The sequence below is a fragment of the Synechococcus sp. WC101 genome, assembly GCF_047461555.1.
GTDB lineage: Bacteria > Cyanobacteriota > Cyanobacteriia > Thermostichales > Thermostichaceae > Thermostichus.
The window spans coordinates 1-23,494 of the sequence record NZ_JANSHG010000018.1 but is presented as its reverse complement, the minus strand read 5'-3'; the positions used below and the strand labels follow the sequence as shown (position 1 = coordinate 23,494).

At 61.5% G+C, this 23,494-nt stretch carries 24 protein-coding genes; 10 read left to right on the top strand and 14 right to left on the bottom strand.

Translation table 11 applies throughout. The features are described from left to right. From NW809_RS02470 to NW809_RS02460, 3 genes are all read right to left on the bottom strand, one after another. Positions 1 to 247: DUF2470 domain-containing protein (locus NW809_RS02470; protein WP_414401453.1), on the bottom strand; the 247-nt coding region annotated here is incomplete at its 3' end. A gap of 148 nt (positions 248 to 395) precedes the next feature. Continuing rightward, on the bottom strand, positions 396 to 923 hold the full coding sequence (locus tag NW809_RS02465) for a class I SAM-dependent methyltransferase (RefSeq protein ID WP_414401452.1): 528 nt from the start codon (positions 921 to 923) through the stop codon (positions 396 to 398). Between the two features lie 9 nt (positions 924 to 932). Next, the gene (locus NW809_RS02460) at positions 933 to 1,817 is read right to left on the bottom strand and encodes an arginase family protein (RefSeq protein WP_414401451.1); all 885 of its coding nucleotides are present in this window, start codon (positions 1,815 to 1,817) and stop codon (positions 933 to 935) included. 222 nt (positions 1,818 to 2,039) lie between these two features. Between NW809_RS02460 and NW809_RS02455 the strand changes: the two genes are divergently transcribed. After that, complete coding sequence (locus tag NW809_RS02455; RefSeq protein ID WP_369781438.1) at positions 2,040 to 2,474, top strand: photosystem I reaction center subunit II PsaD; 435 nt, start codon at positions 2,040 to 2,042, stop codon at positions 2,472 to 2,474. Between the two features lie 394 nt (positions 2,475 to 2,868). On the opposite strand, the gene NW809_RS02450 is transcribed toward NW809_RS02455, so the two are convergent. After that, on the bottom strand, positions 2,869 to 3,477 hold the full coding sequence (locus tag NW809_RS02450; protein WP_011429441.1) for a peroxiredoxin: 609 nt from the start codon (positions 3,475 to 3,477) through the stop codon (positions 2,869 to 2,871). A 215-nt stretch (positions 3,478 to 3,692) separates the two neighbouring features. Here NW809_RS02450 and NW809_RS02445 point away from each other — a divergent pair, with 215 nt between their 5' ends. Beyond that, the gene (locus tag NW809_RS02445) at positions 3,693 to 3,884 is read left to right on the top strand and encodes a hypothetical protein (RefSeq protein WP_414346927.1); all 192 of its coding nucleotides are present in this window, start codon (positions 3,693 to 3,695) and stop codon (positions 3,882 to 3,884) included. Between the two features lies 1 nt (position 3,885). Here NW809_RS02445 and NW809_RS02440 read toward each other — a convergent pair whose 3' ends face one another. Beyond that, a complete protein-coding gene (locus tag NW809_RS02440) occupies positions 3,886 to 4,143 on the bottom strand; it encodes a DUF1830 domain-containing protein (RefSeq protein WP_011429444.1) in 258 nt (85 codons plus the stop codon). Between the two features lie 256 nt (positions 4,144 to 4,399). Here NW809_RS02440 and glpX point away from each other — a divergent pair, with 256 nt between their 5' ends. The 4 genes from glpX to typA all read left to right on the top strand — a co-directional run bounded on the left by glpX (position 4,400) and on the right by typA (position 9,278). Next, entirely contained in the window at positions 4,400 to 5,443 is a 1,044-nt protein-coding gene (gene glpX, locus NW809_RS02435) for a class II fructose-bisphosphatase (protein WP_011429446.1), read from the top strand. Between the two features lie 318 nt (positions 5,444 to 5,761). Continuing rightward, on the top strand, positions 5,762 to 7,057 hold the full coding sequence (locus NW809_RS02430) for a glutamyl-tRNA reductase (protein ID WP_011429447.1): 1,296 nt from the start codon (positions 5,762 to 5,764) through the stop codon (positions 7,055 to 7,057). 112 nt (positions 7,058 to 7,169) lie between these two features. After that, a complete protein-coding gene (gene psb30, locus NW809_RS02425; protein WP_011429448.1) occupies positions 7,170 to 7,277 on the top strand; it encodes a photosystem II reaction center protein Ycf12/Psb30 in 108 nt (35 codons plus the stop codon). Positions 7,278 to 7,460: 183 nt separating this feature from the next. Further along, entirely contained in the window at positions 7,461 to 9,278 is a 1,818-nt protein-coding gene (typA, locus tag NW809_RS02420) for a translational GTPase TypA (protein ID WP_011429449.1), read from the top strand. A gap of 10 nt (positions 9,279 to 9,288) precedes the next feature. Here the strand turns inward: typA and NW809_RS02415 are convergent, their stop codons facing one another. The 4 genes from NW809_RS02415 to NW809_RS02400 form a co-directional block, all read right to left on the bottom strand. Next, positions 9,289 to 11,397, bottom strand: coding sequence for a M48 family metalloprotease (locus tag NW809_RS02415; protein WP_414401450.1), 2,109 nt, complete (start codon positions 11,395 to 11,397; stop codon positions 9,289 to 9,291). 37 nt (positions 11,398 to 11,434) lie between these two features. Beyond that, a complete protein-coding gene (locus NW809_RS02410) occupies positions 11,435 to 12,751 on the bottom strand; it encodes a competence/damage-inducible protein A (RefSeq protein ID WP_414401449.1) in 1,317 nt (438 codons plus the stop codon). Between the two features lie 121 nt (positions 12,752 to 12,872). Next, positions 12,873 to 13,367 (bottom strand): GNAT family N-acetyltransferase, encoded by a 495-nt coding sequence (locus NW809_RS02405; protein WP_011429452.1) that lies wholly within the window; start codon positions 13,365 to 13,367, stop codon positions 12,873 to 12,875. Between the two features lie 57 nt (positions 13,368 to 13,424). Beyond that, a complete protein-coding gene (locus NW809_RS02400) occupies positions 13,425 to 13,712 on the bottom strand; it encodes a DUF6464 family protein (RefSeq protein WP_228375415.1) in 288 nt (95 codons plus the stop codon). A 177-nt stretch (positions 13,713 to 13,889) separates the two neighbouring features. Here NW809_RS02400 and NW809_RS02395 point away from each other — a divergent pair, with 177 nt between their 5' ends. After that, the gene (locus tag NW809_RS02395; RefSeq protein WP_011429455.1) at positions 13,890 to 14,972 is read left to right on the top strand and encodes an Mrp/NBP35 family ATP-binding protein; all 1,083 of its coding nucleotides are present in this window, start codon (positions 13,890 to 13,892) and stop codon (positions 14,970 to 14,972) included. Here the strand turns inward: NW809_RS02395 and NW809_RS02390 are convergent. The 4 genes from NW809_RS02390 to cysE form a co-directional block, all read right to left on the bottom strand. Beyond that, positions 14,969 to 15,337 (bottom strand): hypothetical protein, encoded by a 369-nt coding sequence (locus NW809_RS02390; RefSeq protein ID WP_011429456.1) that lies wholly within the window; start codon positions 15,335 to 15,337, stop codon positions 14,969 to 14,971. The genes NW809_RS02395 and NW809_RS02390 overlap by 4 nt on opposite strands. Before the next feature lie 64 nt (positions 15,338 to 15,401). Next, positions 15,402 to 17,225, bottom strand: a complete 1,824-nt coding sequence (locus NW809_RS02385; RefSeq protein ID WP_414401448.1) for a BamA/TamA family outer membrane protein — start codon at positions 17,223 to 17,225, stop codon at positions 15,402 to 15,404. A 469-nt stretch (positions 17,226 to 17,694) separates the two neighbouring features. Further along, positions 17,695 to 18,042, bottom strand: a complete 348-nt coding sequence (locus tag NW809_RS02380) for a hypothetical protein (protein ID WP_099812426.1) — start codon at positions 18,040 to 18,042, stop codon at positions 17,695 to 17,697. 368 nt (positions 18,043 to 18,410) lie between these two features. After that, on the bottom strand, positions 18,411 to 19,214 hold the full coding sequence (gene cysE, locus NW809_RS02375) for a serine O-acetyltransferase (RefSeq protein ID WP_011429460.1): 804 nt from the start codon (positions 19,212 to 19,214) through the stop codon (positions 18,411 to 18,413). 186 nt (positions 19,215 to 19,400) lie between these two features. Between cysE and grxD the strand changes: the two genes are divergently transcribed. The 3 genes from grxD to NW809_RS02360 are packed head-to-tail and all read left to right on the top strand — an operon-like array spanning position 19,401 to position 20,440. Next, positions 19,401 to 19,739 carry a Grx4 family monothiol glutaredoxin gene (gene grxD, locus NW809_RS02370; protein WP_168173360.1) on the top strand — a complete coding sequence of 113 codons (339 nt, stop codon included), beginning with the start codon at positions 19,401 to 19,403 and terminating at the stop codon, positions 19,737 to 19,739. A gap of 8 nt (positions 19,740 to 19,747) precedes the next feature. Continuing rightward, positions 19,748 to 20,050 carry a BolA family protein gene (locus NW809_RS02365; RefSeq protein ID WP_414401447.1) on the top strand — a complete coding sequence of 101 codons (303 nt, stop codon included), beginning with the start codon at positions 19,748 to 19,750 and terminating at the stop codon, positions 20,048 to 20,050. A gap of 39 nt (positions 20,051 to 20,089) precedes the next feature. Beyond that, positions 20,090 to 20,440 carry a phage holin family protein gene (locus NW809_RS02360; RefSeq protein WP_099812424.1) on the top strand — a complete coding sequence of 117 codons (351 nt, stop codon included), beginning with the start codon at positions 20,090 to 20,092 and terminating at the stop codon, positions 20,438 to 20,440. Between the two features lie 409 nt (positions 20,441 to 20,849). Here NW809_RS02360 and topA read toward each other — a convergent pair. Then, positions 20,850 to 23,494, bottom strand: a 2,645-nt coding sequence (gene topA / locus NW809_RS02355; protein ID WP_414401446.1) for a type I DNA topoisomerase, incomplete at its 5' end; no start/stop codon positions are given.

Here is a 23,494-nt window from a genome sequence, read left to right as displayed (position 1 = left end):
TCAGGGTGTGGTGGGCATCTTCAGAATCTTTGAGAGGGTGATCAAAGGGGATGCGCAGCTTCCGCACAGCCCCATCCACCTCCACCTGTAAGTCCATTCCTTCCGCGTCGATGGCCTCCATACGGGCCTGGACCACTCCTTCCACCTGGCCGAAGACCCTGGCGTAGAGGGCCACGGCATCGGCGTGGTCTTCGTTCATGTGCTTGCAGATGCGCTCGCTAACTTGAGGGGTGAGAGGATCGCCCATAGAAGGTGGGAATTGCCAGGTACAGGTTTTAGTCTAGCGGAGTCTTGACCGAAACCTTGGCGGCGCAGATCCCGCTCTTCCCCTTTCCCCCCGTATACGGGGGATGAAAGGGGGGAGAACGCCAATCAAAGAGCTAGTTGAGGGCAGGCTAACGGTTGCCAGGGCCAGCCATATCTCGGTCTAGGTTGCAGCCATCTCCGATCGCCCTCTGGATAGGGTTGAGACGCCTTTGCCAGCTTTGCACCTGGGGATCCGGGCTGAGGCCGTGCTCGAGAAAAAACAGCTTGCCCCCCACCCGCAGCACCCGCCGGATTTCCCCCAAAGCCTTGGCCAAATCGGGGATGCTACACAGGGTCCAGGTGCTGACCACGCTGTCAAAACTCTGGTTCGAAAAAGGCAGCTCTTGGGCGTCCGCCACCAGCCAATCGACGGCGATGGAGGAAGCCGCGATGCGGCGGCGGGCCAGGGATCCCATGCCGGGGTTGGGATCTGCCACTGTAATTTTTTGAATGTGCTCTGGGTAGCAGGCCAGGTTGAGGCCGGTGCCAAAGCCGATCTCCAAGACCGCTCCCCGCACCTGGGCCAGAAGCTGCCGCCGATAGCTCTCCAGACGCTTGCTGGCCAGAGCCCAATCCAGCAACCTCGGAAAAAGCACCTGCCGGTAGAAAGCCTTCATAAGCCGGGCTCAAGAGGTTCGCGATCTATTTTCGGGCCGTTCGAGCGTAGCGGGGTTGGGGGCCAGCTTCAGGGAGTAGAGGCCGTAGCAGGCCAGCAGCCAATTGAGCAGGCGGGCCACCACGCGGGCGGTTGGCCGCGTCGCCGCTCCCACCGCCACTCCTCCCAAGGAAAGGCCGATCACAGGGCGGGCGGCGAAGATGGCCTCACAGGTTGTTAACAGTTGAAACCAACTCAGCCCCCCCGGCTCCGGGTGGTGCACCGCCGGCGCCAAAGAGGGATCCAGCACACTGCAGTCCACCACCAAAAACACCGGCTGCTCCGGCAAAGCCTCCACCACCTGCTCCGGATCCCAGCCATCCTGGGCCCAAAAGATCGGGCTGGCGTGGTTTTTCAGCCAGGCGTAGGCGCGGGCACTGCCGCTGCGCAGCCCCACATGCACCACCGGCAGCCTATGCTGGTAGAGCAACTCCACCCAGGCAGCGTTGCCATAGCCCATATCTTGCTCCGGCTGGGTCATCTCCTCGGGCGGCATCAGGTTGGCATGGGCGCTGCAATGCACCACACTCAGGGCGAGGTAGTGCTTCCAAAGGGCACGAATGGCTCCCCAACTGGCCGCCAAGACCGAAGGCAACAGCACCGGCCACTGTTGTCGTCGCCAAGCCTGAATAACCGCCGCCTCACACATGCCATAGGGCGGCTCATCCACCAGCCCCGGCAACTGCGCCACTGCTATCTCATCCACATTGATCCCCAACCGCGGCTCAAAAGCACACAGCTCAGCACCGGCGTTGAGGATGGCCAGCGGCGCCTGCGTATCTGGGCCAAAGGCAGTGGGAATGAGGACAACCCTGGCGTTGGACTGGGAACTGGGATGGAGGGACCACTGGGCCATGGGCGTCGTTCCTGTTGCAAACGTGGGGCTCTGCCGCCTGCTTCTATGGTGGCTCAGAGAGTAAGCCGGGATCCGCCCGCGCCAGAGCTGGATCTGCTACGAAAAATTACAGTTCGCCGGCAGATCTGGGGTCAAAAATCGGGCCGATGGTACATTCAAAGTGCTCCGCGCCTCAACCCCAAGCGCGGCCCAACAACGCAAACGACGACGAGAAGGTAGGCTATGGCTGTGATGGAAGGCGATCCCCGTCAGGGGGCAAAGTTGCCCCTATTCGGGGGATCCACCGGAGGGCTGTTGAGCGCAGCCGAAACCGAAGAAAAATATGTGATCACCTGGACAGGCAAGCCGGGGCAAGTGTTTGAAATGCCCACCGGCGGCGCCGCCGAGATGGTGGAGGGCAAAAACTACCTCACCTTCGCCCGCAAAGAGCAGTGCCTGGCGCTCGGCGCTCAGTTGATCTCCGAGTTCAAGATCAAGGACTACCAGATCTTCCGCATCCCGGCGGGTGGACAGCCGGAACTGGTGCATCCCAAGGATGGTGTCTTTCCCGAGAAGGTCAACGAGGGGCGCCAGCCCGTCGGCAAGGTGGATCACAACATCGGCAAGAACAAAGAGCCGGTTACCTACAAATTCACCAACGGGAAACCCTGGGACTAATTCCGGCGACCTTTGTCTTTCTGTCTTGTCGGATCCCCTGGCCAGCCCAGGGGATCTTTATTTGTTCGTCTCCACATTTGTTCGTCTCCACTGGCAACCGGTTTGAAAGGGTTCGGCGCTGTTAGCCCTCACCCCCGGCCCCTCTCCCCGAGGGAGAGGGGAGGCGGAAGGTCATGTTGAGAAGAGTCGGATCCTTTGTCGGGCTGCCTTTTGCTAAAAAAAAGCTCCAGCAAAGCATACCTACACGGAACTGTCTAAAAGCATACCTACACGGAACTGTCTAGAGGTGTCTTGACAGCGCCTTTACGAGTCCGTTTATGGACTACGTGAGAATCCCCCGCCTTCAGGCGGGGGAGTGTCAAAACCCGGGATCCCTGACAGGGCCTGGACAAGCCTACTTGGCAACCGCCGCGAAGAACTCCTTGGATTTCACCGGGTCGGGGTTCAGGGTTCTCTGGCCGGGCTGCCAGTTGGCCGGGCAAACTTCATCGGGGTGAGCTTGCACGTACTGGATGGCCTGCAGGGTGCGCAGGGTTTCATCCACGCTGCGGCCAAAGGCCAGGTTGTTGATGGTGGCGTGCTGGATGATCCCTTCCTTGTCGATGATGAACAGGCCGCGCAAAGCCACCCCTGCCGCCGGATCCAGGACATTGTAGGCGGCGCTGATCTCCTTTTTCAGGTCGGAGACCAGCGGATACCTCAGCTCGCCCACCCCTCCGGCTTTGCGGTCGGTCTGAATCCAGGCCAGGTGAGAGTACTCGCTATCCACCGAGACGCCGAGGATCTCCGTGTCCAGCTTGGCAAACTCGTCGTAGCGATCGCTGAAAGCCGTGATCTCCGTCGGGCAGACGAAGGTGAAGTCCAAGGGGTAGAAGAACAGCACCACGTACTTCTTGCCCCGGTAGTCGGAGAGCCTCACCGTCTTAAATTCCATGTCGTAAACGGCAGTGGCCGAAAAATCGGGAGCGGGCTGCCCCACCCGCAGACATCCTTCCTGAGACATCAGTCGACGCTCCTTACGGTAAAGTACAAATGTAAACTAAACCTAACATACCATACTCATAATGACTTTGTCTTACTGGCTGGCTAAGCTGGAGCGCCGCGATCCAGGGGATCCCCATTTCTTTCCGTTTTTCGGCTCTGCCAGGTCAGGGAGTCGGTTGCCATGAGGGTGGCGCTGGAGTTTCTCTACCACTTCTGTTGTGACCGCTGCCGGCGGTGGTGGAGCCCCAGCCAGGGGATCGCCTCTATTGCCCCTACTGTGGCTATCACAATTGCGTGGAGCGCATCGATACCTTTCGCGACGCCGCGCGAGGCAGTTGCCTCACCCGTCCTCCCGATGCCCCCTCTGCCGAGCTGCCCTGCGAGGAAACCGAGGCTCGGCCTCAGGAGCCGGGATCCCCAAGCTGATTCATCCGTTCACTGCATCTGCCAGCCTGTCCAGGTGGGGGTCAGCCTCAGGCAGTGAGGAGTCCAACAAACGGCGGCAGGGGTGGCGCTCTTCCAAAATGGTGGTAGAACAGCAGCAGCTATAAACCTCCAGGTAGTCGTCCGGCTCTGCCTCGAAAATGGCATACTGGCCGGGGAAGAGGGTGCGCTCCCAGTGGCCGGGAATTGTTCGGATGACCTGAACCTGCTGAGAACGGTTGACGAAAACGTATCTTTTCATTGCGTTTTTTTTAATCGCCTTAAGAAAAACTTATTGGCTTTAAGCCAGGCTATCACTCTTGATCCCCAGCCGACAATAGCCAACGGGCAAGACAGGGATCGCTCTTTCTGCTTGACTTTGGCCGATTTGTTTTCTCAGCTTATGAAAGCTGAGGCAAGGGGATCCCGAGAAGAAGCCCGCCTGGTAAACTGAGGGGAAGAGTCTGAAGATATCCTTAATTGGCCTTCATCGTTCCGACATACCAAGGGGGCACGCCGTGGACAACAAGTTGGGGCTAGAGATCATCGAAGTGGTGGAGCAGGCTGCCATCGCCGCCGCCCGTTGGATGGGCAAAGGCGACAACAAGACCGCCGATCAGGTGGCCGTCGAGGCCATGCGGGAGAAACTGAACCAGATCCCCATGCGCGGCCGCATCGTCATTGGGGAGGGAACCCGCGATGAGGCCCCCATGCTCTACATCGGGGAAGAGGTGGGCATCTGTACGCGCCCGGACGCCGAGCAGTTCTGCCGCGTGGAAGAGCTGGTGGAAATCGATATTGCCGTGGATCCCTGCGAAGGCACCAACCTGGTGGCCAAGGGCCAAAACGGCTCCATGGCGGTGCTGGCCATCTCCGAAAAAGGCGGCCTTCTGCACGCGCCGGACATCTACATGCAGAAGCTGGCGGCTCCGCCCCAGGCCAAGGGCAAGGTACATCTCGACTATCCGCCGGAAAAGAATCTTCAGATTATCGCCGAAAGCCTGGATCGGGAGGTCTCCGATCTGACGGTGGTGGTCATGGACCGCAAGCGCCACGTCGATCTCATTCGCCAAATCCGGGAGGCGGGGGCGCGGGTAAAGCTGATTACCGACGGCGACATCTCGGCGGCCCTCTCGGCAGGCTTCAACGGCACCGGCATCCACGCCCTGATGGGGATCGGGGCAGCCCCAGAGGGGGTGATCTCGGCGGCGGCGCTGCGCTGCCTCGGCGCCCACTTCCAAGGTCGGCTGATCTACGACCCCGAGGTGGTGCAGGCGGGCACCTACCTGCCGCCGGTGGAAGAGACACGACGGCAACTGAAAGAACAGGGCATCGAGGATCCCGACAAGGTGTGGGAATGCGAAGAGCTAGCCAGCGGCAAGGAAGTCCTCTTTGCGGCCACCGGGATTACTGATGGCGACCTGATGCGCGGGGTGCGTTTCTTCGGCGGCGGGGCACGCACCGAGACCTTGGTGATCTCCAGCCAGTCGCGCACGGTGCGCTTTGTGGATACCATCCATATGAAAGACGGCCAACAGCCCCGCAGCCTGCAACTGCGCTGACGGATCCCCGGCCCGACATCTCCCTCGGCAAGGGCGGCTTTCCTCTGGCGAAGGTCGCTCTTGTCCTTTGGGAAGTTAAGAAATCTATCAGTCAGTTGCCCGAAAAAACGTAATAACTCTTCAGCAAAATCCTGCAAAACCGGCTCGATACTGTTCTTAGGGTTTAGGTAGGCTGAGAAAAGTTACCTAAGCTTGCTGCAGCCGAGACAAGGCAATCCCTTGACATCGGTCTTGCCTTCCTTGTCCTAGCTAGGTGAGTTTGCTTTTGTTCATAGTTTCTGTTTTTAATAACTGTTGCTGTACAGACGACGGAGAGGCATGTTTATCGCGGTTGTCGGTCTTAGCCATCGCACAGCTCCTGTGGAGATCCGGGAGCGCCTCAGCATTCCCGAGGCCGAGGTGGGGGAGCGGATCCAGCAGCTCCGTGCCCACCCCCACATTGAGGAAGCGGCGATCCTCAGCACCTGTAACCGGCTGGAGGTCTACATCGTCACTCCAGAAATGGAAAGTGGTGTCCGACAGACGATGCAGTTCTTGGCCGAGGCGAAAGGGATCCCGCTGCCCCAACTGCGCCCGCACCTGTTTACGCTGCTCTACCAGGATGCGGTGACGCACCTGATGCGGGTGGCCGCCGGGCTGGACAGCTTGGTATTAGGGGAAGGGCAGATCCTGTCGCAAGTGAAAAAAGCGCAGCAACTGGGCCAGGCCTGCAACGGCATGGATCGCATCCTCAACCGCCTCTTCAAGGCGGCCATCACCGCCGGCAAGCGCATCCGCACCGAGACGGGGATCGGCACTGGCGCCATGTCCATCAGCTCGGCAGCGGTGGAGTTGGCCTTGCAGGAGCAGGGATCCCTTTCTCAGGGCAAGGTGACCGTGGTGGGGGCGGGGAAAATGGCTCGCCTGTTGGTGCAGCACCTCTTGGCCAAAGGGGCGGTGGATATCACCGTGGTCAACCGCTCCTTGGAGCGGGCAGAAGCGCTGGCCAAGCAATTTGAGCAGCCAATTCAAGTATTGCCTTGGGAGTCGCTGCTGAGTAGCATAGCGGAGTCCAACCTGGTCTTCACCAGCACCGGCGCCACCCAGCCCATCCTCACCTACGAGCAACTGGCGGGGGTGCTGCAGCCGGATCAGCCGCTGCTGTTGGTGGACATCTCGGTGCCCCGCAACATCGATCCCGGCGTGGAAAAGCTAAGAGGGGTACAGGTGTTCAACGTGGATCACCTCTCCCGTATCGTGGAAGAAAACCGCGCCCAACGGCAAAAGCTGGCCCTGGCCGCCGAAGCCTTGGTGGAAGAAGAAGTAGAACAGTTTATGGAGTGGTGGCGCTCCTTGGAGACGGTGCCCACCATTTCCAGCCTGCGCCACAAGGTGGAGTCCATCCGCGAGCAGGAGATGGAAAAAGCCCTCTCCCGCCTGGGCAAAGACTTCGCCGAAAAGCACCTGGAGGTCATCGAGGCGCTCACCCGCGGCATTGTCAACAAGATCCTGCATGATCCCATGGTGCAACTGCGGGCCCAGCGGGACATCGAGGCGCGGCGCAGGGCTATGCAAATTCTGCAGGAGCTGTTTAACCTCGATCCAATGCCGTTTCAGGCGCAGCAGGAGCGCTAGGGATCCCCAGGGGGTGAAGTGGGGTCAGGTGTTGAAGAATTGTAACAGCTCTCTCATCTCAGGGGGAGAGCTGCCCTTAGGATACAAAACGTAAGCGCTGGGAGTTGGGGGCATGTTCGGACAGTACGAAGTGTTTGTGCAGTTGCTGCTGTTGGCCTTGATCGTCCTGGCAGGGCCAGCGGTCATTCTGCTGCTTTACCTGCGCGGCGCCGATATGTAGGCGAGCCAGGCTGGTTGCCGGCGCAGTTGACAGAACCCCCTGAGCAGCCCCTGTCGGCATCGACCAGGGAGTTCGGCTTGTTTCTTTGTTATCTCTTAATGTAACGCTTCTTTGCGCTACAGTTATAGAGACAGCCCTAGGGCAAACTCGCCTGTAGGGCAATACTTTATGGGTTGATTATTTATGTCACTCCCCATCCGCAACGTCGCCATCATCGCCCACGTCGACCACGGCAAAACCACACTTGTGGACGCCCTGTTGCGCCAGGCGGGCACCTTCCGCGAGGGAGAGGACATTCCCGCCTGCGTGCTGGACTGCAACACGCTGGAGCGGGAGCGGGGCATCACCATCCTGGCCAAAAATACAGCCGTCCGCTACGGCGAAACCCTGATCAACATTGTCGATACCCCCGGCCACGCCGACTTCGGCGGGGAGGTGGAGCGGGTGCTGGGCATGGTGGAGGGCTGTCTGTTGGTTGTGGACGCCAACGAAGGCCCGATGCCGCAAACCCGCTTTGTGCTGCGCAAGGCGTTGGAAAAAGGCCTGCGCCCGCTCGTAGTGGTCAACAAAATCGACCGCCCTCGCGCCGAGCCCTACAAAGTTGTCGACAAGGTTCTGGATCTGTTTTTGGAGCTGGGGGCAGACGAAGACCAGTGCGATTTCCCTTACCTCTTTGCCTCGGGGCTGCAGGGCTTTGCCCTGGAAGAAGCCGACCTGAAAGCCTTTTTGGAAGGGAGGTACAGCGGCCCCTTGGACATGAAGCCCCTCTTTGAAGCCATCCTCAAGCATGTCCCACCGCCGATTGGGGATCCGGCCAAGCCGCTGCAACTACAGGTCACCACGCTGGAGTACTCGGAGTACTTGGGCCGGATCGTGATCGGCAAGATCCACAACGGCACCATCCGCCTTGGGGATCAGTTGGCGGTGGTCAAAGAAGATGGGTCGATTGCCAAGGGCAAGGTAACCAAGCTGTTTGGCTTCCAGGGCTTGCAGCGTGTTGAGCTGACCGAGGCTACTGCCGGCCATATCGTCGCCGTGGCGGGGTTTGCCGAGGCCAACATCGGCTACACCCTCACCTCTCCCGAAAACCCGCAGGCCCTGCCGCTCATTAAGGTGGACGAGCCGACGTTGCAGGTGATGATCTGCGTCAACGACTCTCCCTTTGCCGGCCAGGAGGGCACCTTTGTTACTTCGCGGCAATTGCGGGAGCGCCTGCTGCGGGAGCTAGAAACCAACGTGGCGCTGCGGGTGGAAGAAACCGACTCCCCCGATTGCTTTTTGGTCTCCGGGCGGGGCGAGCTGCACCTGGGCATTTTGCTGGAGACCATGCGGCGGGAGGGCTACGAGTTTCAGGTGGGGCAGCCGAAGGTGATCTTCCGCGAGGTAAATGGCCAGCCCTACGAGCCCTACGAGTGCTTGGTGCTGGATGTGCCGGAATCCACGGTGGGCGCCTGCATTGAACGGCTGGGGCAGCGGCGGGGAGAGATGCAGAACATGATGGTAGGCGCGGACGGACGGGCCCAGTTGGAGTTTGTCATCCCGGCCCGAGGGCTGATCGGCTTCCGCAGCGAGTTCATCCGCATTACCCGCGGCGAGGGGATCATGAGCCACAGCTTTTTGGAGTACCGTCCCCTGACGCCGGGGATCGAGACCCGCCGCAACGGCGTGCTGATCGCCTTTGAAGAGGGGGTGGCCACCACCTATGCCCTGAAAAATGCGGAAGACCGAGGGGTGTTCTTTATTACGCCAGGTACCCGCGTTTACAAGGGCATGATCGTGGGCGAGCACAACCGGCCGCAGGACTTGGAGTTGAACGTCTGTAAAACCAAGCAACTGACCAACCACCGCGCTGCCGGCGGGGAGGAGCTGGTGCATTTGCAGGCGCCGGTGGAGATGAACCTGGAGCGGGCGCTGGAGTACATCGGCGAGGACGAGCTGGTGGAGGTTACACCGAAGTCGGTGCGGCTGCGCAAGGCGCAGTTGACGGCCTCTCGCCGCTAGCGGTCGGCTCCTACCGTCGCAGGTAGAAGCGCAGGTTGGGAAAAGAGAAGGCCCCCCAGACGCCGAACAAGACGACTCCCAGGCCGAACAACGCCAGCCACAGGCGGGGACGGCTGTGGAGCTGCTGGGATCCCGCCTGGACGTAGGCCAGATCCACCCAGGCGGTGTTGCCCCGGCGGAACCAGCCCACCACCTTGACGCGCTGACCCATGAGGGCGCGGAGCCGCTTCAGGCCGAAAAAGACATTGCCCACCGGCCCCAGGGGAGAGGTGAAGCGCAGCGGCATCAGCCCAGTGGCATCTTGCAGCTTCAGCTCTGCCCCCAGTTGGTAGCCAGCCTGTCCCAGCCCCACCAATTCCCCCTCCAACTCCACCGGCTGGCTGCGGCAGGGATCCGCCTCGGGATCGGCCAGCAAGTGCAGCACATCGGTCGGCTGGGGCGACAGGGATCCGCGGTACATCAAGACCGCCTTGGATCCCAGGCCCAGGCCATAGCCCACCACCGCTGTTGCCGCAATCACCTTGGGATCGAGGCGATCTGGCAGCGCCAGATAGAGGATCAGCCCCAGGAGCCAGCCAATTACCATCCCGCTCACTTCGGCAGCATAGATAGCCAGATCCAGCCAGAAGCGGCTTTGCAGACGGGCCCCATCCAACTTGGGTCCGGATCCCAGGCTCAACTCTGGCAGCAGGCGCAGCCGTTGGGCATACCCCGCCAAGACCTGGAAGCGGTGCCCCAGCAACGGATGGCTGGAGTTGACCTGCATCCAGCGGGCCCAGGGGTTGAGCTGATCCCAGAGAAAGACTTGGCCGGCTTGGGCGGGATCCCGCAGGCGGCTGGCGGCACTGGCGGCGGCGGTGGTTTTGAAGTCCAAGAAGCTGAAGAGGCGGGTGCAGTGCAGCAGCGAAGAGGGGCGGCGGTCGTTTTTGTGGGCCTCCTGCAGGCCGGCAGCCGCTTTGAGCAGAGCGGCCATCAGACCGTTGGGATTGCCCGTCGCTTCCACTGCAAAATGGTCGGCGTGGTAGGTGCCGAGGCGACAGAGGAAAAACAGGGGATAGGAGAGCACCGTGTAGATCAGGTAGAGCAGCGGAGCCACATGCCCGATCAGATCCCGCCGCTTGTTTGCCAGTTGGCTCACCTGCTCCAGGGCCAAGTAAACCAGTTGAACGGGGGATCCCAGTAGGGTCAGGATCAAGATGTCGCCGTTGAGGATGCGCCCCAGGGCTTGGGCATAGACGGCGGCAATCTCATCCGGGGCAAGCTGCTGCAACAGGGCCTGGGTGACCACGATGCGGCCGCCGTCGGGAAGCGTGCCATAGACAAAAGCCAGCGGCCCCCCTTCCGGGATCACCCCCAGCCGAGGCAGTTTTAGCTGTTTTTGGGCGCAGAGGCGCTGCAGCAGACGGGCAGTCTCGGGACTGTGGCGCTCGATTTCCCCCAAGGTGGCCCAGCGCAGCTTGTGCAGCCGCCGGTGCAGGTGATCCATCAGCCAGGGGGCAAAAAACAAAAGGCCGACGCCAAAGTTGACCGCCAGGCTGCCGGCTACCAACCAGCGCAGGCCATTGCGCAGCCAGGGCAGCAACCCCTGCAAAAACCAAAGCTGCCGCGGAAAACTCAGCCGTCCGAAATCCAGGTGAGCGCCCACCAGCACAAAACTCAGCCACCAGAGGAACAGAATGCCCACCCCCAGGGATCCCCACTTGGCCCAGCGCAGAGGGCCGGCCCGCTCCGGCAGGGGGATCTTCAGGCCCAATTGACCGGCCCGTTGGCGGCTGGAGAGCGGCTGAGCCTCAGGAGCTGGCTCTGGGGAGGGTGGGGAAGCAGCGGGTTTTTCCACCGTTTGGGGCAGGCGGGGCAGGATTTTTTGGGCCCAGCCTCGCACCTGCGGATCCGGGTGCTGCAGCAGTTCCAGACAAAGCGCCCGCGCCTTCTCCGTCTCGCCCAACTGATGGTAGGCCCGCACCAGGTTCATCTGGGCCTCCAGGGCTTGGCTGTCGGATGCGCCTGCTTCGCCCCGCTGGCGAGACTGCGCCAAGTAGGCCTCCAGCAGTTGGATGGCTTCTTGGAAACGGCCCTGCTGCAGCGCCTCCCTGCCGGCCTGAAGGGCATCGGGGGTCATCAGCCTGCTCCGAGATCTGCCTGCTCCCCCAGCTTACTCAAGGATTTGGCCTTGCTGAGGTGGGTCCCCCCGAAAGGGGGTAGTGGAGCAAGCGCCGCCGCAGGCAATCCAGCGCCGTCTGGGCGCTCCACCAGCGCACCCCCTCTCGGCCGCGCAGGCTACCCAAGCGGTACTCCAACACTTCCACTTTCCCCTCCGGGTCGGCCAAGCCCAGATAGACCAGGCCAACCGGCTTGGTGGATGTTCCCCCCTCTGGGCCGGCAATGCCGGTAATGCTCAGGGCCCAGTCGGAGCCGAGGACTTGCTTGGCCCCCAGGGCCATCTGGGCCGCCACCGGCTCGCTCACGGCCCCGTGCTGCCGCAGCGTCTCTGGATCCACCCGCAAAAGCTGCTCCTTGATGCGGTTGTCGTAGGCAACAATCCCGCCGACAAAATAGCGGGAGCTGCCCGGGATCCCGGTCACCAATTGCCCCAGGAGCCCGCCGGTGCAGGATTCCGCCACCGCCAGCGTTTGCCCCCGCTGCAGCAGCAGCTCCCCCACCACGCTGGCCAAGGTGGCCTCGTCGCTGCCGAAGTAGTCTTCCCCAGAAACCTGTAAAATCTGCTCCACCACCGGGGCAATCAACGCTTCCGCCGCCTCGCGCGTGGGGGCGCGTCCGGTAACCCGCAGGCGCACCTCCCCCTGGCTGGCGTAGGGTGCCACGGTGGGATTTTCCCCCGCCAGCAGGGATCCCACCCGTTCGGCCAAGGTCGATTCGGGAATGCCCCAGTAGCGCAACACGCGGCTGTAGAACACCTCCTGGCCCCAGCCCAGGGAGCGCAAATAGGGCACAGCCGTCTCCTGCCACATCTGCTGCATCTCCCGCGGCACCCCGGGAAAGGTGAGGATGTGCAGGTCGGGCCGCGGCTGCCAGATGAGGCCACAGGCGCTGCCGACCGGGTTGGGCAGGACGGTTGCCCCCTGAGGCAAAAAGGCCTGCTTGCGGTTGCTGGGGGAGGGCTCCATACCTCGCTGGCCGTACTTCTGCCGGATCTCCTCCCAAACCTGCGGGTGCTCCACCATCTCCACCCCGAAGAAAGAGGCCAGCGCCGCGTGGGTCAGATCATCAGGGGTCGGCCCCAGGCCGCCGGTGATCAAAATCAAACGGGAGCGGTTGCAGGCCACCTCCAGGGCGTGGTGGATGCGGGCTTCGTTGTCCCCCACCACCGTTTGGTAATAATGGGGGATCCCCAGCTTGGCCAGCTCGGCTGCCAGATATTGGGCGTTGGTGTTGGTGATCTCTCCCAAGAGCAACTCTGTGCCAATGCAGAGGATCTCAGCCCCCTGGGGAATAGCGGTTTGCGGTGGGCTCATGCTTGGCCTTGAGCTCAGCTCAGCCGCAAGTATACAAGCATAGAGGTCTCGGCCCCCCTTCACGCCCTCAGATTTTTGGCTGGTCGTCGGCCATTCCGAATTGCGATCCCAGAAGACTTGCTCAAGCTCGCCAGGGATCCTCGGCCAGCCGAGCCAAAGCTTCCAAATCAGCACCCACCACGCGGTGCAGGATCCACTCGGGATGTGGCTTGGCGCCCAGGCGCCGGTAGAACTCCAATGCCGGCTGGTTCCAATCCAAAACCATCCACTCCAGCCGCCCGTATCCTTTGGCCACCGCCTCCTGGGCCACCCGCGCCAAGAGCGCCCTGCCGATGCCCCTGCCCCGGAACTCCGGCAACACGAACAGGTCTTCCAGGTAGATTCCCGGCCGGGTGAGGAAGGTGGAGAAATTGCGAAAGTAAAGAGCAAAGCCCACCGCCTGCCCTTCTACCTCCGCCAGCAACGCCGAAACGAAGGCCTCGGGGCCAAACAGATGCTGTCGCAGCAGCTCAGCGGATCCCGTTACCAAGTGGCTCAGCTTCTCGTACTCGGCCAAAGCACAAATGAGATCAAACAGAACGGGCGCATCCTCAGGGGTGGCAGGGCGGATTTCCATACTCTTGTCTAGATCCACACACGAATTCTGTAAGATACCCGCACGAGACCAGGGGGACTAACCTGTTGACCCCGCTCCTGGGTCGGTGGAGCTCTGGCAACGCGCGACGTAGTGGGGGCAGCGACAGGGGCCCAGGGGGTTCACAGCACAGGGCAGATAGGGCGAGCGAGAAAAGTAGCGGCAGGAGGGATCCCAACTCGAGGTGGGCTGCAGCTGGCGGGAGGGAGTGGGCTCATCCCAGCTTGAGGGGCGACGGGAGCCTCTCTTTTCCAGCAGAGGGAGCAACTGGGCCAAGAACGTCAGGCCCAACCACAAACCGACTCCCAGGATTAGCGCTGGCACCATTGCCCTCCTCCGTCGGCCAACAGCCTTGTCTTCCAACCAGAACCAGCCTAGGCCAGCCGGTTGGCAGAGGGCCAGCCTTGGCAGACAGTTTCGCAACTGTCCTGGTTAGCCAGCGAAGAGCCGGGAGAAAAAACGACTAGAGTGAGAAATGGAGCCGTTACCTCGTTTTTGAATGCCATGACCACCTCCACCCTCGATGCTGCCGCCATCCTTGAGGCGTTGCGCCCGGTTCAAGATCCGGAGCTGCGCCGCAGCCTGGTGGAACTGAACATGATCCGCGACATTCGCGTCGAGCCCAAGCGGGTGGCCTTTACCCTGGTGCTGACCACGCCGGCCTGCCCCTTGCGGGAATTCATTGTGGACGAGTGCAAAGCTGCCATCCGCCGCTTGGCCCCAGTTGAAGCCATTGATGTCACAGTAACGGCGGAAACCCCCCGCTCCCCTTCTCTGCCGGATCGCCAGTCTGTCCCCGGCGTGCGCAACATCATCGCCATCTCCAGCGGCAAGGGAGGCGTGGGCAAAACCTCCGTCTCGGTCAATGTGGCCGTGGCCCTGGCCCAGAGCGGAGCGCGGGTGGGGCTGCTGGATGCCGATATCTACGGCCCCAATGTGCCGCTGATGCTGGGCCTCCAGGATCGCTCTTTGTTGGTGCGCAAGCGGGAGGACGGCGGCGAAGACATCTTCCCCCTGGAAAATTACGGCGTCAAGATGGTGTCGATGGGCCTGCTGGTGGGGCGGGATCAGCCGGTGATCTGGCGGGGGCCAATGCTCAACGGCGTCATCCGGCAGTTTCTCTATCAGGTGCAGTGGGGGGAGCTGGACTATCTCATCGTGGATATGCCCCCCGGCACCGGCGACGCCCAACTGACCCTGGTGCAGGCGGTGCCCTTGGCCGGCGCCGTGATCGTCACCACACCGCAGTCGGTGGCCCTGCTGGATAGCCGCAAGGGCTTGAACATGTTTCGCCAGTTGGGGGTGCCCATCCTCGGCATTGTCGAGAACATGAGCTACTTCATTCCCCCCGACCTGCCGGATCGCCAGTACGACATCTTTGGCTCAGCAGGCGGAGAGACCACGGCCCGCGAGCTGGGTGTCCCACTGCTGGGGCGGATCCCGTTGGAGATTGCTCTGCGCCAGGGGGGAGATGCGGGCCAGCCCATCGTGGTCGGTCAGCCTGAGTCTGCTTCTGCCCAAGCTCTGCAGCAGATCGCCAAAACCTTGGCCGGCCGCGTCTCCATGCTGGCCTTGGGGGCCGGCTAGAAGCGCTCCGCTTCCACCAACGACACCCCGAAGCTGCGTCCTCCCAAGACAATGCCCTCTTGGGCCTTGCCGCGCACGGTTACGGTGCTGTTCATGGCCGGCAAGCCCTTGTCGGTGATGACCCAGAGGGAGCCGCTGCTGTCTTGGATCTCGTACACACCCTGGCCGAACACCCCTATCTGGTTGACCACGCGACCGCGGACGTACACATTGGTGTAGCGGGAAGGATTTTGTTCGATCTGGGCAATCGGGGTTGTGCCAATGCCCAAGCGCGCCAACGGCCCACATCCTGTCAGGGCTAGGCTGGCACAGAACAAGAGTACCAGGGATCCACCGCGGAACGATTGGCCGAGTTGCCGTTTCATGGGTTGCTTCCCTCACGAGCCCTTGCTCTCACCATAGCAAGCCGGCAGCAGATCCACCGCCAAGCTAGAACTTCTCGCCAATGCCAAAGTGCAGTTGAGGCCGGCCGGCCTCCCCTTGCCCGATGGCGTAGTCGATGCGCAGCGGCCCCAAGGGAGATTGGATGCGGATGCCGGCCCCCAGCCCCAAGCCGCTGCCCGGCTTGTTGCGCACCGCCGCCGGATTGCCGATGACCGCCGCGCCGCTGCCCAGATCGGTGCCGTAGTCGGCGAAGACCACCGCCCCCACCGGGTCGAACAGGGGGAAGCGCAACTCCGCCGTCGCCGTGGCAAAGCTGCGACCGGAGCCGACGCCGCCCTCAAAAAATCCCCGCACCGAGCTGCCCCCGCCGATGGGGAAAGCATCGTAGGGAGCCAAGTCGCCAATCGTGGTGCCCGCCCGCACGTCAAAAGCCAGCACCTGCGGTCGCTCGCTGCGCGTCTCGAACAGCTTGACGGGAATGAACTGGCTGTAGCTGGTCTCGAGGCGGTTGGCGTTGAGGCCGTTCTGGAACAGACGTACTGACTGCTCGGTGAAGAGGCGAAAGACGGATCCCTGGCTGGGGGTGTTGAGGTTGTCGCGAGTGTCGTGGATGAGGCCCAACCGCAGGCTGGTATAGCTGTCTTGGCCGCTTGCGCTGAAGGTAATCGGGTTGCCCAGCACATCAAAGCGAGCCTGCTCGCCTTTGCTGTTTCGGGCTTCCACAAATTGGACGCGGGCACCCAAGCTGGCCCGCCAATTGCCTCCAAGGGGGCGCGAGAAGGTGATGCTGCCGCCCAGCCGGTTGATGCGCACAGGATCCCCGTTGGGCAGGGTCAATCCCTCGTTGAAGACAAAGCTGGAGCTCTGCTGGTTGGCGATGTTGACGTTGTAGGAGGTGGGGATCTCCAGCGTGGCAATGCGCGGGTCGGTGAAGTTCAAATCGAACAGAGTTTCGTTGGTGCCCACCTGCACGTTGAAGCTGGCGCTTTGGTTGTTGCCGCCCAAGTTTTCTTCCGAGACGTTGAGGCCGGCAAAGACCCCTGTGGCCGAGCTGACGCCGATGGTGCCGCTCAAGGTGCCGGTGCGGCGCTCTTCCACGTTCACCACCACCACCACCTTGTTGGGATCCTGGCCAGGGTTGAGCCCAACATTCACATCTTGAAAAAGGTTAAGGTCGAAAACTGCCTGGAGATCCTTCTGGATTTGGTTGCGGTTAAACACATCCCCTGGCTTGGTCTTGAGCTCGCGGGTGATGATGAAGTCGCGGGTTCTGGTGTTGCCTTGAACGCGAATGTCCTCGATCTCCCCTTCGGCAATTTCCAGAGTGAGGGTGCCATCTTCGGAGGAGCGCACGTCGGTCACCTTGGCCAGCACGTAGCCCTTGTCGGCGTACCACTGCTCGATCTCGGCCACTGCCGCTTGCAGCTCGCCAAAGTTGAGCACCCGCCCTTCTTGATCGGCAAAGGCCTTCTTGAGCACCTCCGGATCCAGAACTTTTGCCCCTTCTGTGCGCACGGCTTTGAGGATCGGATTGGGCTTGACCTCAAAGGTAACCCGCACCCCCAGGGGCGTATCGGAGGGCACCGCCCGCACATCGGCAAAAAACCCAGTGGCAAACACAGCATTGATGTCTTCCCGCAGTTGGGAGCGAGTGGAGACCTCGCCGGCCCGCGTGCGAATAGCCTTGTAAACCTGCTCGATCAACTCTGGGTCGTCGGTTCCTTCCACCACCACTTCCGCTACCAAAACTTCTGGCTCGCCAGCGGCTGGGGTAGGTGTAGGGGAGGGTTGGGCGGGGGTATCGCCATTGGTGCGCAGATCCAGGGTGCCGGGCGGGGGAGCTGATTGCGCCCAAGCCGCGGATCGCATCGACAGACCGTTCGCGAAAGCGGTGCGTAGCACTACCCCACAGGCGAACACTGAAGCAAGCCGGAGTCCGAGTTGCTGGGAACGGTTCATAGGGATCCCTCACACACCGCCAAAATCCAAAGAGCTAAGTTGCAGAACTTCTTATTGCCCGGCAGCGGACAATTGCCCTGAATTATATCAACCCCGACCCGGGCAGAGCTGAGCATTGCCGCGAGCCGGATTGCGGGCTTGGGCAGTGTAAACTACCCGACTCCAACCGCTAGGCGGCACGAAGCAGGCTTTCAGTAGCCCCCAAAAGCGCAATCCCCTTGGCACCATCTACATCCTTTCCCCAGCCACAGGCCGAGTTGACATAACGGAGCGGCCCCCAGTCCCCCTTCGCCCCCCGTACACGGGGGGTGTGGGGGGTGGGGAGTCCAGTGCGGGGCTCCTGCGGCTTCTAGCTGAAGTACAAGCAGCAGCCTCTTCTTTACGGCAGGCGCAGGGATCCCTGGCAGCGCTGGCCACAGGCCTGGGGCTCGGCTGCCTCGGCGGACAGGTTGGCTTGGGAGTTGAGGATAAGAATTGTCATGGGGGCGGGGGGCGGTGAGGGGCTGCTGTGCCAACCCCACCTGCCGGCGAAGTGCCGCGTTGGGGCGCTGGGCACAACGAAGACGATGTTTTGTAGGACATTGCCTTGTAGAGGGGTGGCGCTGTTCTGTCTGCTGTCGAGGAGCACTGTTTGCTGCGGGAGGAGTGTCTGGGCCAGAGCGGCTGGAGCGGATCCCAAACTGAGCAGAGCTGCCAGACCAGAAAAGATGAGCTTGCTCGGCAACATCAGCCTTCCTCTCCAAAATGCTGGGACGCCGGCACCTTAGCTAGTTCCATCCAAAAAGCTCTATCGACTTGCCGCAAAAAAAGCTACGCTCTAGAGCAAAATTTCTCCTGGGCACAGAGAGCTTGCAGAAACGCCCTCCTCCTCTCAGGAAGCTGCAAAAAGGTTGTGGGCAAAAATTCTGGACAGCCCAATCGGGGTTGAGGGCAAACAGGCCGACTGGGCTCGAGGGGTTATCCCGGGCAGACAGCCAGACGGGCAAAGCTGAGCAGAACCGCCCTGGGTGCTGCCCCTTTTTCCAGGAGTTCTGAGCCGCCAACCTGCTCTACAGTTAGCCGGCACCAAGGATGCTCCCCGCCATAGCCGCAGCCTCATTCGCATCTGACCTGATCCTGGCGGTCCTGTTCCCGCTCTTGGTTGAGGCGGGCCACCTGGGCTTCCAGCTCTTGAATGCGGTGCAACAACTGCTCGATCGCCCGTCCCACTGGGTCAGGCATGAGGTGGTGATCTAGGTCGATGCCATGGGCGGGGATGCGGCGTTGATGGGGTGGGATGACCGCTCGACCTGGGATCCCGACCACCGTCATGCCGGGGGCCACATCTTGAATCACCACTGCGTTGGCTCCGATGCGGGCTCTAGCACCGATGCGAACCGGCCCCAGGATCTTCGCCCCTGTGCCCACAATCACCCCATCTTCTAGGGTGGGATGCCGTTTACCTTTGGTCCAAGAGGTGCCCCCCAAGGTAACCCCGTGGTAGAGGGTGACGTCATCGCCAATTTCCGCCGTCTCCCCGATCACCACGCCACAACCATGGTCGATGAAAAAGCGCCGTCCAATCCGGGCTGCCGGGTGAATTTCGATCAACGTAAAGGAGCGAGAAATGAAACTGAGCAAGCGGGCCAGAAAAAAGCAGCGCCGTTTCCACAGCCAATGGGCGATGCGGTGCAGGAAGAGAGCATGTACCCCTGGGTAGGTGAGAAGCACCTCCCAGCGGTTGCGCGCCGCCGGATCCCGCTCGAAGACACAGTCGATGTCTTCCCAGAATTGCTGCCAGAACCCCAGTTTTGGCTCCGGCTTGGCAGAAGAGGGAGAATCACTCCCCCCTGTCTCGGGGCTTTCCACCGCCGACGGCAAGGACTTCGTCCCGCTAACACGAGAGGACTCTGTTAGCATGAATGGCCTCCGGTGAGAAACCTCCACTGCTTCCCCTTCTAGCACTTTTTGTTGTCAGCAGGGGGATCCCCCGCCAAGCTCCAGGATGCCTGTTGACGCTTTTCGTCAAAAGCAGATGAAAATGAGATCACGATAGGAGCCGAATTGGCCTGTCCCCTGTTGTCGCTAAACTGGCTGGCTACCATGCTGGATCCCCTTTTGGAAGAGAAAATCCGCAACCAGGTCCGCACGCACAAGGTGCTGATTTACATGAAGGGCACCCCAGAAATGCCCCTGTGTGGGTTTTCCTACGCCGCCGTTCGCATATTGGATAGCTTGGGCTTCCCCTACACGGCAATTAACGTGCTGGAGGATCCTGAGCTTCGCCAAGGGATCAAAGAGTTTTCCAACTGGCCGACCATTCCGCAGATCTATATTGACGGGGAGTTTGTGGGCGGCTGCGACATCCTCCAAGAGATGCACGCCCGCAACGAGTTGCGTCCCCTGGTCGAGGCGGCTTTTGCCAAGGCCGGCACTCAATCTTAAAGGATCCCATGCTCACCTCGAACCGCCTTCGGCAGCTCTTGGCTGAGAAGCTGCAAGCCCTCTACGTCCACGTGGAGGACGAATCACACCGCCATGCCGGCCATGGGGAACGGCAACAGGGATCCGGGGGGCACTACCGCGTGCAGGTGGTGTCGCCTCTGTTTGCCGGCAAAACTTCTCTGCAACGGCATCGCCTGGTGTACGCCGCCCTGGCCGAGGAGATGGGGCAGAGTATCCATGCTTTGGCGTTGCAAACTTACAGCCCGGAAGAGGTGCCGACAGCCGGGATCCCTCACAATTCGATAGCATAGAGGGCGAAATGGCTGCCCCAGCGGGGTAAGGGAGGAAGTATGGCAGCTCTTTTGGCCACCTGGCTGATGTCGGCCTTGAGCGTGATGATTTTGGCCTGGCTTTTGCCCGGGATCCACGTCTCCGGGTTTGGAGGTGCCTTGGTGGCGGCGCTGGCCATTGGGCTAGTCAACAGCTTGGTGAAGCCGTTTCTGCAGTTGATCACCCTGCCGATTACAATCCTGACGCTAGGTTTGTTTTGGCTGATTTTAAACGGCATCTGCTTAGCCATTGCCGACTTTTTGGCCGGGGATGCTTTCAATATCGACAACTTTGGTTGGGCGTTTGTCGGCGCCATCGTGCTCTCCATCGTCAGCGGCTTGGTTCAGCGCGTCTTCGAGCAAGCCAGCTAGGCTTGAATTTCTCGTAAACTACCCGGCTCCGACCGCCCCCCCTACATCCCCCCTTGCGGGAGGGAGAGAGGCTGAGACGAGCTGCCCTCCAATGGAGCCGCCGAATCTCCCCGCGTCAGGATTACCGGTGAGAACTCTGTTCCGCTTGGGCGAGCAGCAGCGGCGCCTACCGTTGGGGTCTACGGCCCGCTAACCCAGGTGGGTCTCCCCAGTCGTTGGCTGGAGCACTCCGCGCCGAGTCATGCGAGGCCGAGTCAGTTCCCCTATGCCCCACGGTACTGGGCAGCTTCAAAGACCAAAACCTTGAACCTGCGTCTTTAGGGCCTACGGCCCGCCAAAGGCGAACCGCGCAGCGGTAGGACGGGGCTTTGGACCCATTTTTTGGGGTAACAAGCTGGAGAAACGGTTCTCAGGCCCGCGCTTTGGGAGTGACCTCTAGGATGGTGGGACGGGATCCCGTTTGGGCCGTCTCTTGAACATGGCTCGCCTTGGCCGTCCCATTGCTGCTAGGGCGGCTTTGCGAGGTGCGCTCCTTTTGGGATCCTGCCGACGGGACAGCTCCCTCAGCCTTCCTGGCCGTGGTGCTGGCTTTTGCCTGCGCCTTGCCGGTTGAGCGACCCTTCCCTTTGGCGGAGGAACCTTCTTTTTCCGCCAGCAACTCCAGTGCCATCTCCAGCGTCACGGCTTCCGGGGAGAGATCTTTGGGCAGTGAGGCGTTTACCTTGCCGTGCTTGACATACAGACCATAGGGGCCGTCGTGCAAGGTGACCGGCTCGCCATCCTCAGGATGGGATCCCAGCTCGCGCAGGGGCTTGGCCGAGCCGCGCCCACGGCCTTTTTTGGGCTGGGCCAGCAGCTCTAGCGCCCGCTCTAGGCTGATGGTCAGCACATCCTCATCGGCAGGCAGCGAGCGGAAATCCCCGTCGCAGACCACGTAGGGGCCGAAGCGGCCAATACCGGCCTGCACCTTTTTCCCCGATTCCGGGTGCTCCCCCAACGTGCGGGGCAGGCTGAGCAGCCCCAGGGCAATCTCAGGGGTGACCTGCTCCGGCTTCAGCCCTTTGGGCAGGGAGGTGCGCTTGGGCTTTTTGTTCTCCTCCGACACCTCTCCCAACTGCACATAGGGGCCGTAGGGACCCTGGGGAATTACGTAGACCGGCTCTTGGGTTTCCGGGTGGAAGGCGATGGGCTTGGGACCTTCCTGCTTGCGCCGGATGAGCTCCTCGATGTGTTCGGCGCTGAGATCGGCGGGGGGAATATCCTCCGGCAGGTTGGCGCGCACCTCTCCTGATTCAGTCTCTACCGACACATAGGGGCCGTAGGGGCCGATGCCGATCTTGACGGGCAGGTTCTCCAGGTAAATGGAGCGGGCCAGGCCGGAGTCGATTTCCAACTCGCGCGCCTTCACCTGGCCTTCTAGGCCCTGCTCGCCCAGGAAGAAATGGCGCAAGTAGGGCAACCAGTCTGCCTGGCCAGAAGCGATGTCATCGAGGGTTTGCTCCATCTCGGCAGTGAAGCGGGTGTTCACCAGGTTGGGAAAGTATTTTTCCAGCAGCTCGGTCACCGCAAAGGCGGTGTAGGTGGGCACGAGGGCGTTCCCCATCGACCTGACGTAGCCGCGGCTCATGATGGTGTTCAGGATGGTGGCGTAGGTGCTGGGGCGGCCAATGCCCTCGCTTTCCAACACCTTGACCAAGGATGCTTCCGTATAGCGAGGCGGCGGCTGGGTTTCGTGGCCCACCGGCTCCAACTGCAGGCAGCTCAAGGGATCCCCCTGCCGCAACAGGGGCAGATGCACTTCCCGATCTTCCAAAGCCGCCTCTGGGTCGTCGGATCCCTCCACATAGGCGCGGAAAAAGCCGGGAAAATCGATGCGCTTGCCGCTGGCCCGGAACACCGCATCGTCTACGGCGATGAGTACGATGGTGTGGGTCTGCCGCGCCTCAGCCATTTGGCTGGCGACGGTGCGCTTCCAGATCAGGTCGTAGAGGGCCAGCTCCTGGCCGGAGAGGGGGGTTTGGCTGGGCAGGCGAAACTCTGATCCAGCAGGACGAATGGCCTCGTGGGCTTCTTGCGCCGCTTTGGTTTTGGTGGTGTACTGACGGGGCTCGGGGCTGAGATATTCTCTGCCGTACATCGACTCCACGCAGGCGCGGGCAGCGCGGATGGCCTGCTCCGACAGGTGGACCGAATCGGTGCGCATGTAGGTGATGTAGCCCTCTTCGTAGAGCTTTTGGGCAATGCGCATCGTCTGCTGGGCCGACAGGTGCAGCTTGCGGTTGGCCTCCTGCTGCAGGGTGGAGGTGGTAAAGGGAGGGGCAGGTTTGCGGGTGGAGGGGCGCTCTTCCACAGAGCTGACGATCCAGGCTTTTCCCAGCAAGCGATCCCGCAGGGCCTCGGCCTGGGCCTGATCCAACAACACCACATCCCGCCCGGCAATGAGCTGGCCGGTGCTGGGATCGAAGTCTTGCCCATTGGCCAGGCGTTTGCCACCCAAGCTCACCAGCTCTGCTGGAAAGACAGCCTGCTGGCCGGCGACGGTCGTTTTGGGCTGCAGCTCCGCTTTGAGATCCCAGTAGGAGGCTTTTCTGAAGGCGCGCCGCTCCCGCTCTCGATCCACCAAAAGCTTGACCGCCACCGACTGCACCCGCCCTGCCGAGAGTTTGGGGGCAATTTTTTTCCACAGCAGCGGCGACAGGGTATAGCCCACCAGGCGATCCAAGATGCGGCGGGTCTCCTGGGCACGCACCAGTTGTTCATCCACCTCACGGCAGTTTTGCAGCGCCTCCTGAATGGCCTCGCGGGTAATCTCGTGGAACACCATGCGGCGGGTGGGCACCTTGGGCTGCAGCACCTGTTGCAGGTGCCAACTGATACTTTCCCCCTCCCGGTCTTCGTCAGTGGCCAGAATTAGCTCGTCGGCTTTCTTAAGCGCCTCCTTCAGCTGTTTGACTACCTTTCTTTTGTCCTTGGGGATCACGTAGAGAGGCTCGAAGTTGGCGTGGACATTGACCCCGAGACGGCTCCACTCTTCTCCCTTCACCTCTTCGGGAA

Coding starts and splice junctions, on each gene's coding strand:
- NW809_RS02465 (WP_414401452.1), bottom strand. CDS start 923: ATGAAGGCTTTCTACCGGCAGGTGCTTTTTCCGAGGTTGCTGGATTGG.
- NW809_RS02460 (WP_414401451.1), bottom strand. CDS start 1,817: ATGGCCCAGTGGTCCCTCCATCCCAGTTCCCAGTCCAACGCCAGGGTT.
- NW809_RS02455 (WP_369781438.1), top strand. CDS start 2,040: ATGGCTGTGATGGAAGGCGATCCCCGTCAGGGGGCAAAGTTGCCCCTA.
- NW809_RS02450 (WP_011429441.1), bottom strand. CDS start 3,477: ATGTCTCAGGAAGGATGTCTGCGGGTGGGGCAGCCCGCTCCCGATTTT.
- NW809_RS02440 (WP_011429444.1), bottom strand. CDS start 4,143: ATGAAAAGATACGTTTTCGTCAACCGTTCTCAGCAGGTTCAGGTCATC.
- NW809_RS02430 (WP_011429447.1), top strand. CDS start 5,762: ATGTTTATCGCGGTTGTCGGTCTTAGCCATCGCACAGCTCCTGTGGAG.
- psb30 (WP_011429448.1), top strand. CDS start 7,170: ATGTTCGGACAGTACGAAGTGTTTGTGCAGTTGCTGCTGTTGGCCTTG.
- typA (WP_011429449.1), top strand. CDS start 7,461: ATGTCACTCCCCATCCGCAACGTCGCCATCATCGCCCACGTCGACCAC.
- NW809_RS02415 (WP_414401450.1), bottom strand. CDS start 11,397: ATGACCCCCGATGCCCTTCAGGCCGGCAGGGAGGCGCTGCAGCAGGGC.
- NW809_RS02410 (WP_414401449.1), bottom strand. CDS start 12,751: ATGAGCCCACCGCAAACCGCTATTCCCCAGGGGGCTGAGATCCTCTGC.
- NW809_RS02405 (WP_011429452.1), bottom strand. CDS start 13,367: ATGGAAATCCGCCCTGCCACCCCTGAGGATGCGCCCGTTCTGTTTGAT.
- NW809_RS02400 (WP_228375415.1), bottom strand. CDS start 13,712: ATGGTGCCAGCGCTAATCCTGGGAGTCGGTTTGTGGTTGGGCCTGACG.
- NW809_RS02395 (WP_011429455.1), top strand. CDS start 13,890: ATGACCACCTCCACCCTCGATGCTGCCGCCATCCTTGAGGCGTTGCGC.
- NW809_RS02390 (WP_011429456.1), bottom strand. CDS start 15,337: ATGAAACGGCAACTCGGCCAATCGTTCCGCGGTGGATCCCTGGTACTC.
- NW809_RS02385 (WP_414401448.1), bottom strand. CDS start 17,225: ATGCGATCCGCGGCTTGGGCGCAATCAGCTCCCCCGCCCGGCACCCTG.
- NW809_RS02380 (WP_099812426.1), bottom strand. CDS start 18,042: ATGTTGCCGAGCAAGCTCATCTTTTCTGGTCTGGCAGCTCTGCTCAGT.
- cysE (WP_011429460.1), bottom strand. CDS start 19,214: ATGCTAACAGAGTCCTCTCGTGTTAGCGGGACGAAGTCCTTGCCGTCG.
- NW809_RS02365 (WP_414401447.1), top strand. CDS start 19,748: ATGCTCACCTCGAACCGCCTTCGGCAGCTCTTGGCTGAGAAGCTGCAA.
- NW809_RS02360 (WP_099812424.1), top strand. CDS start 20,090: ATGGCAGCTCTTTTGGCCACCTGGCTGATGTCGGCCTTGAGCGTGATG.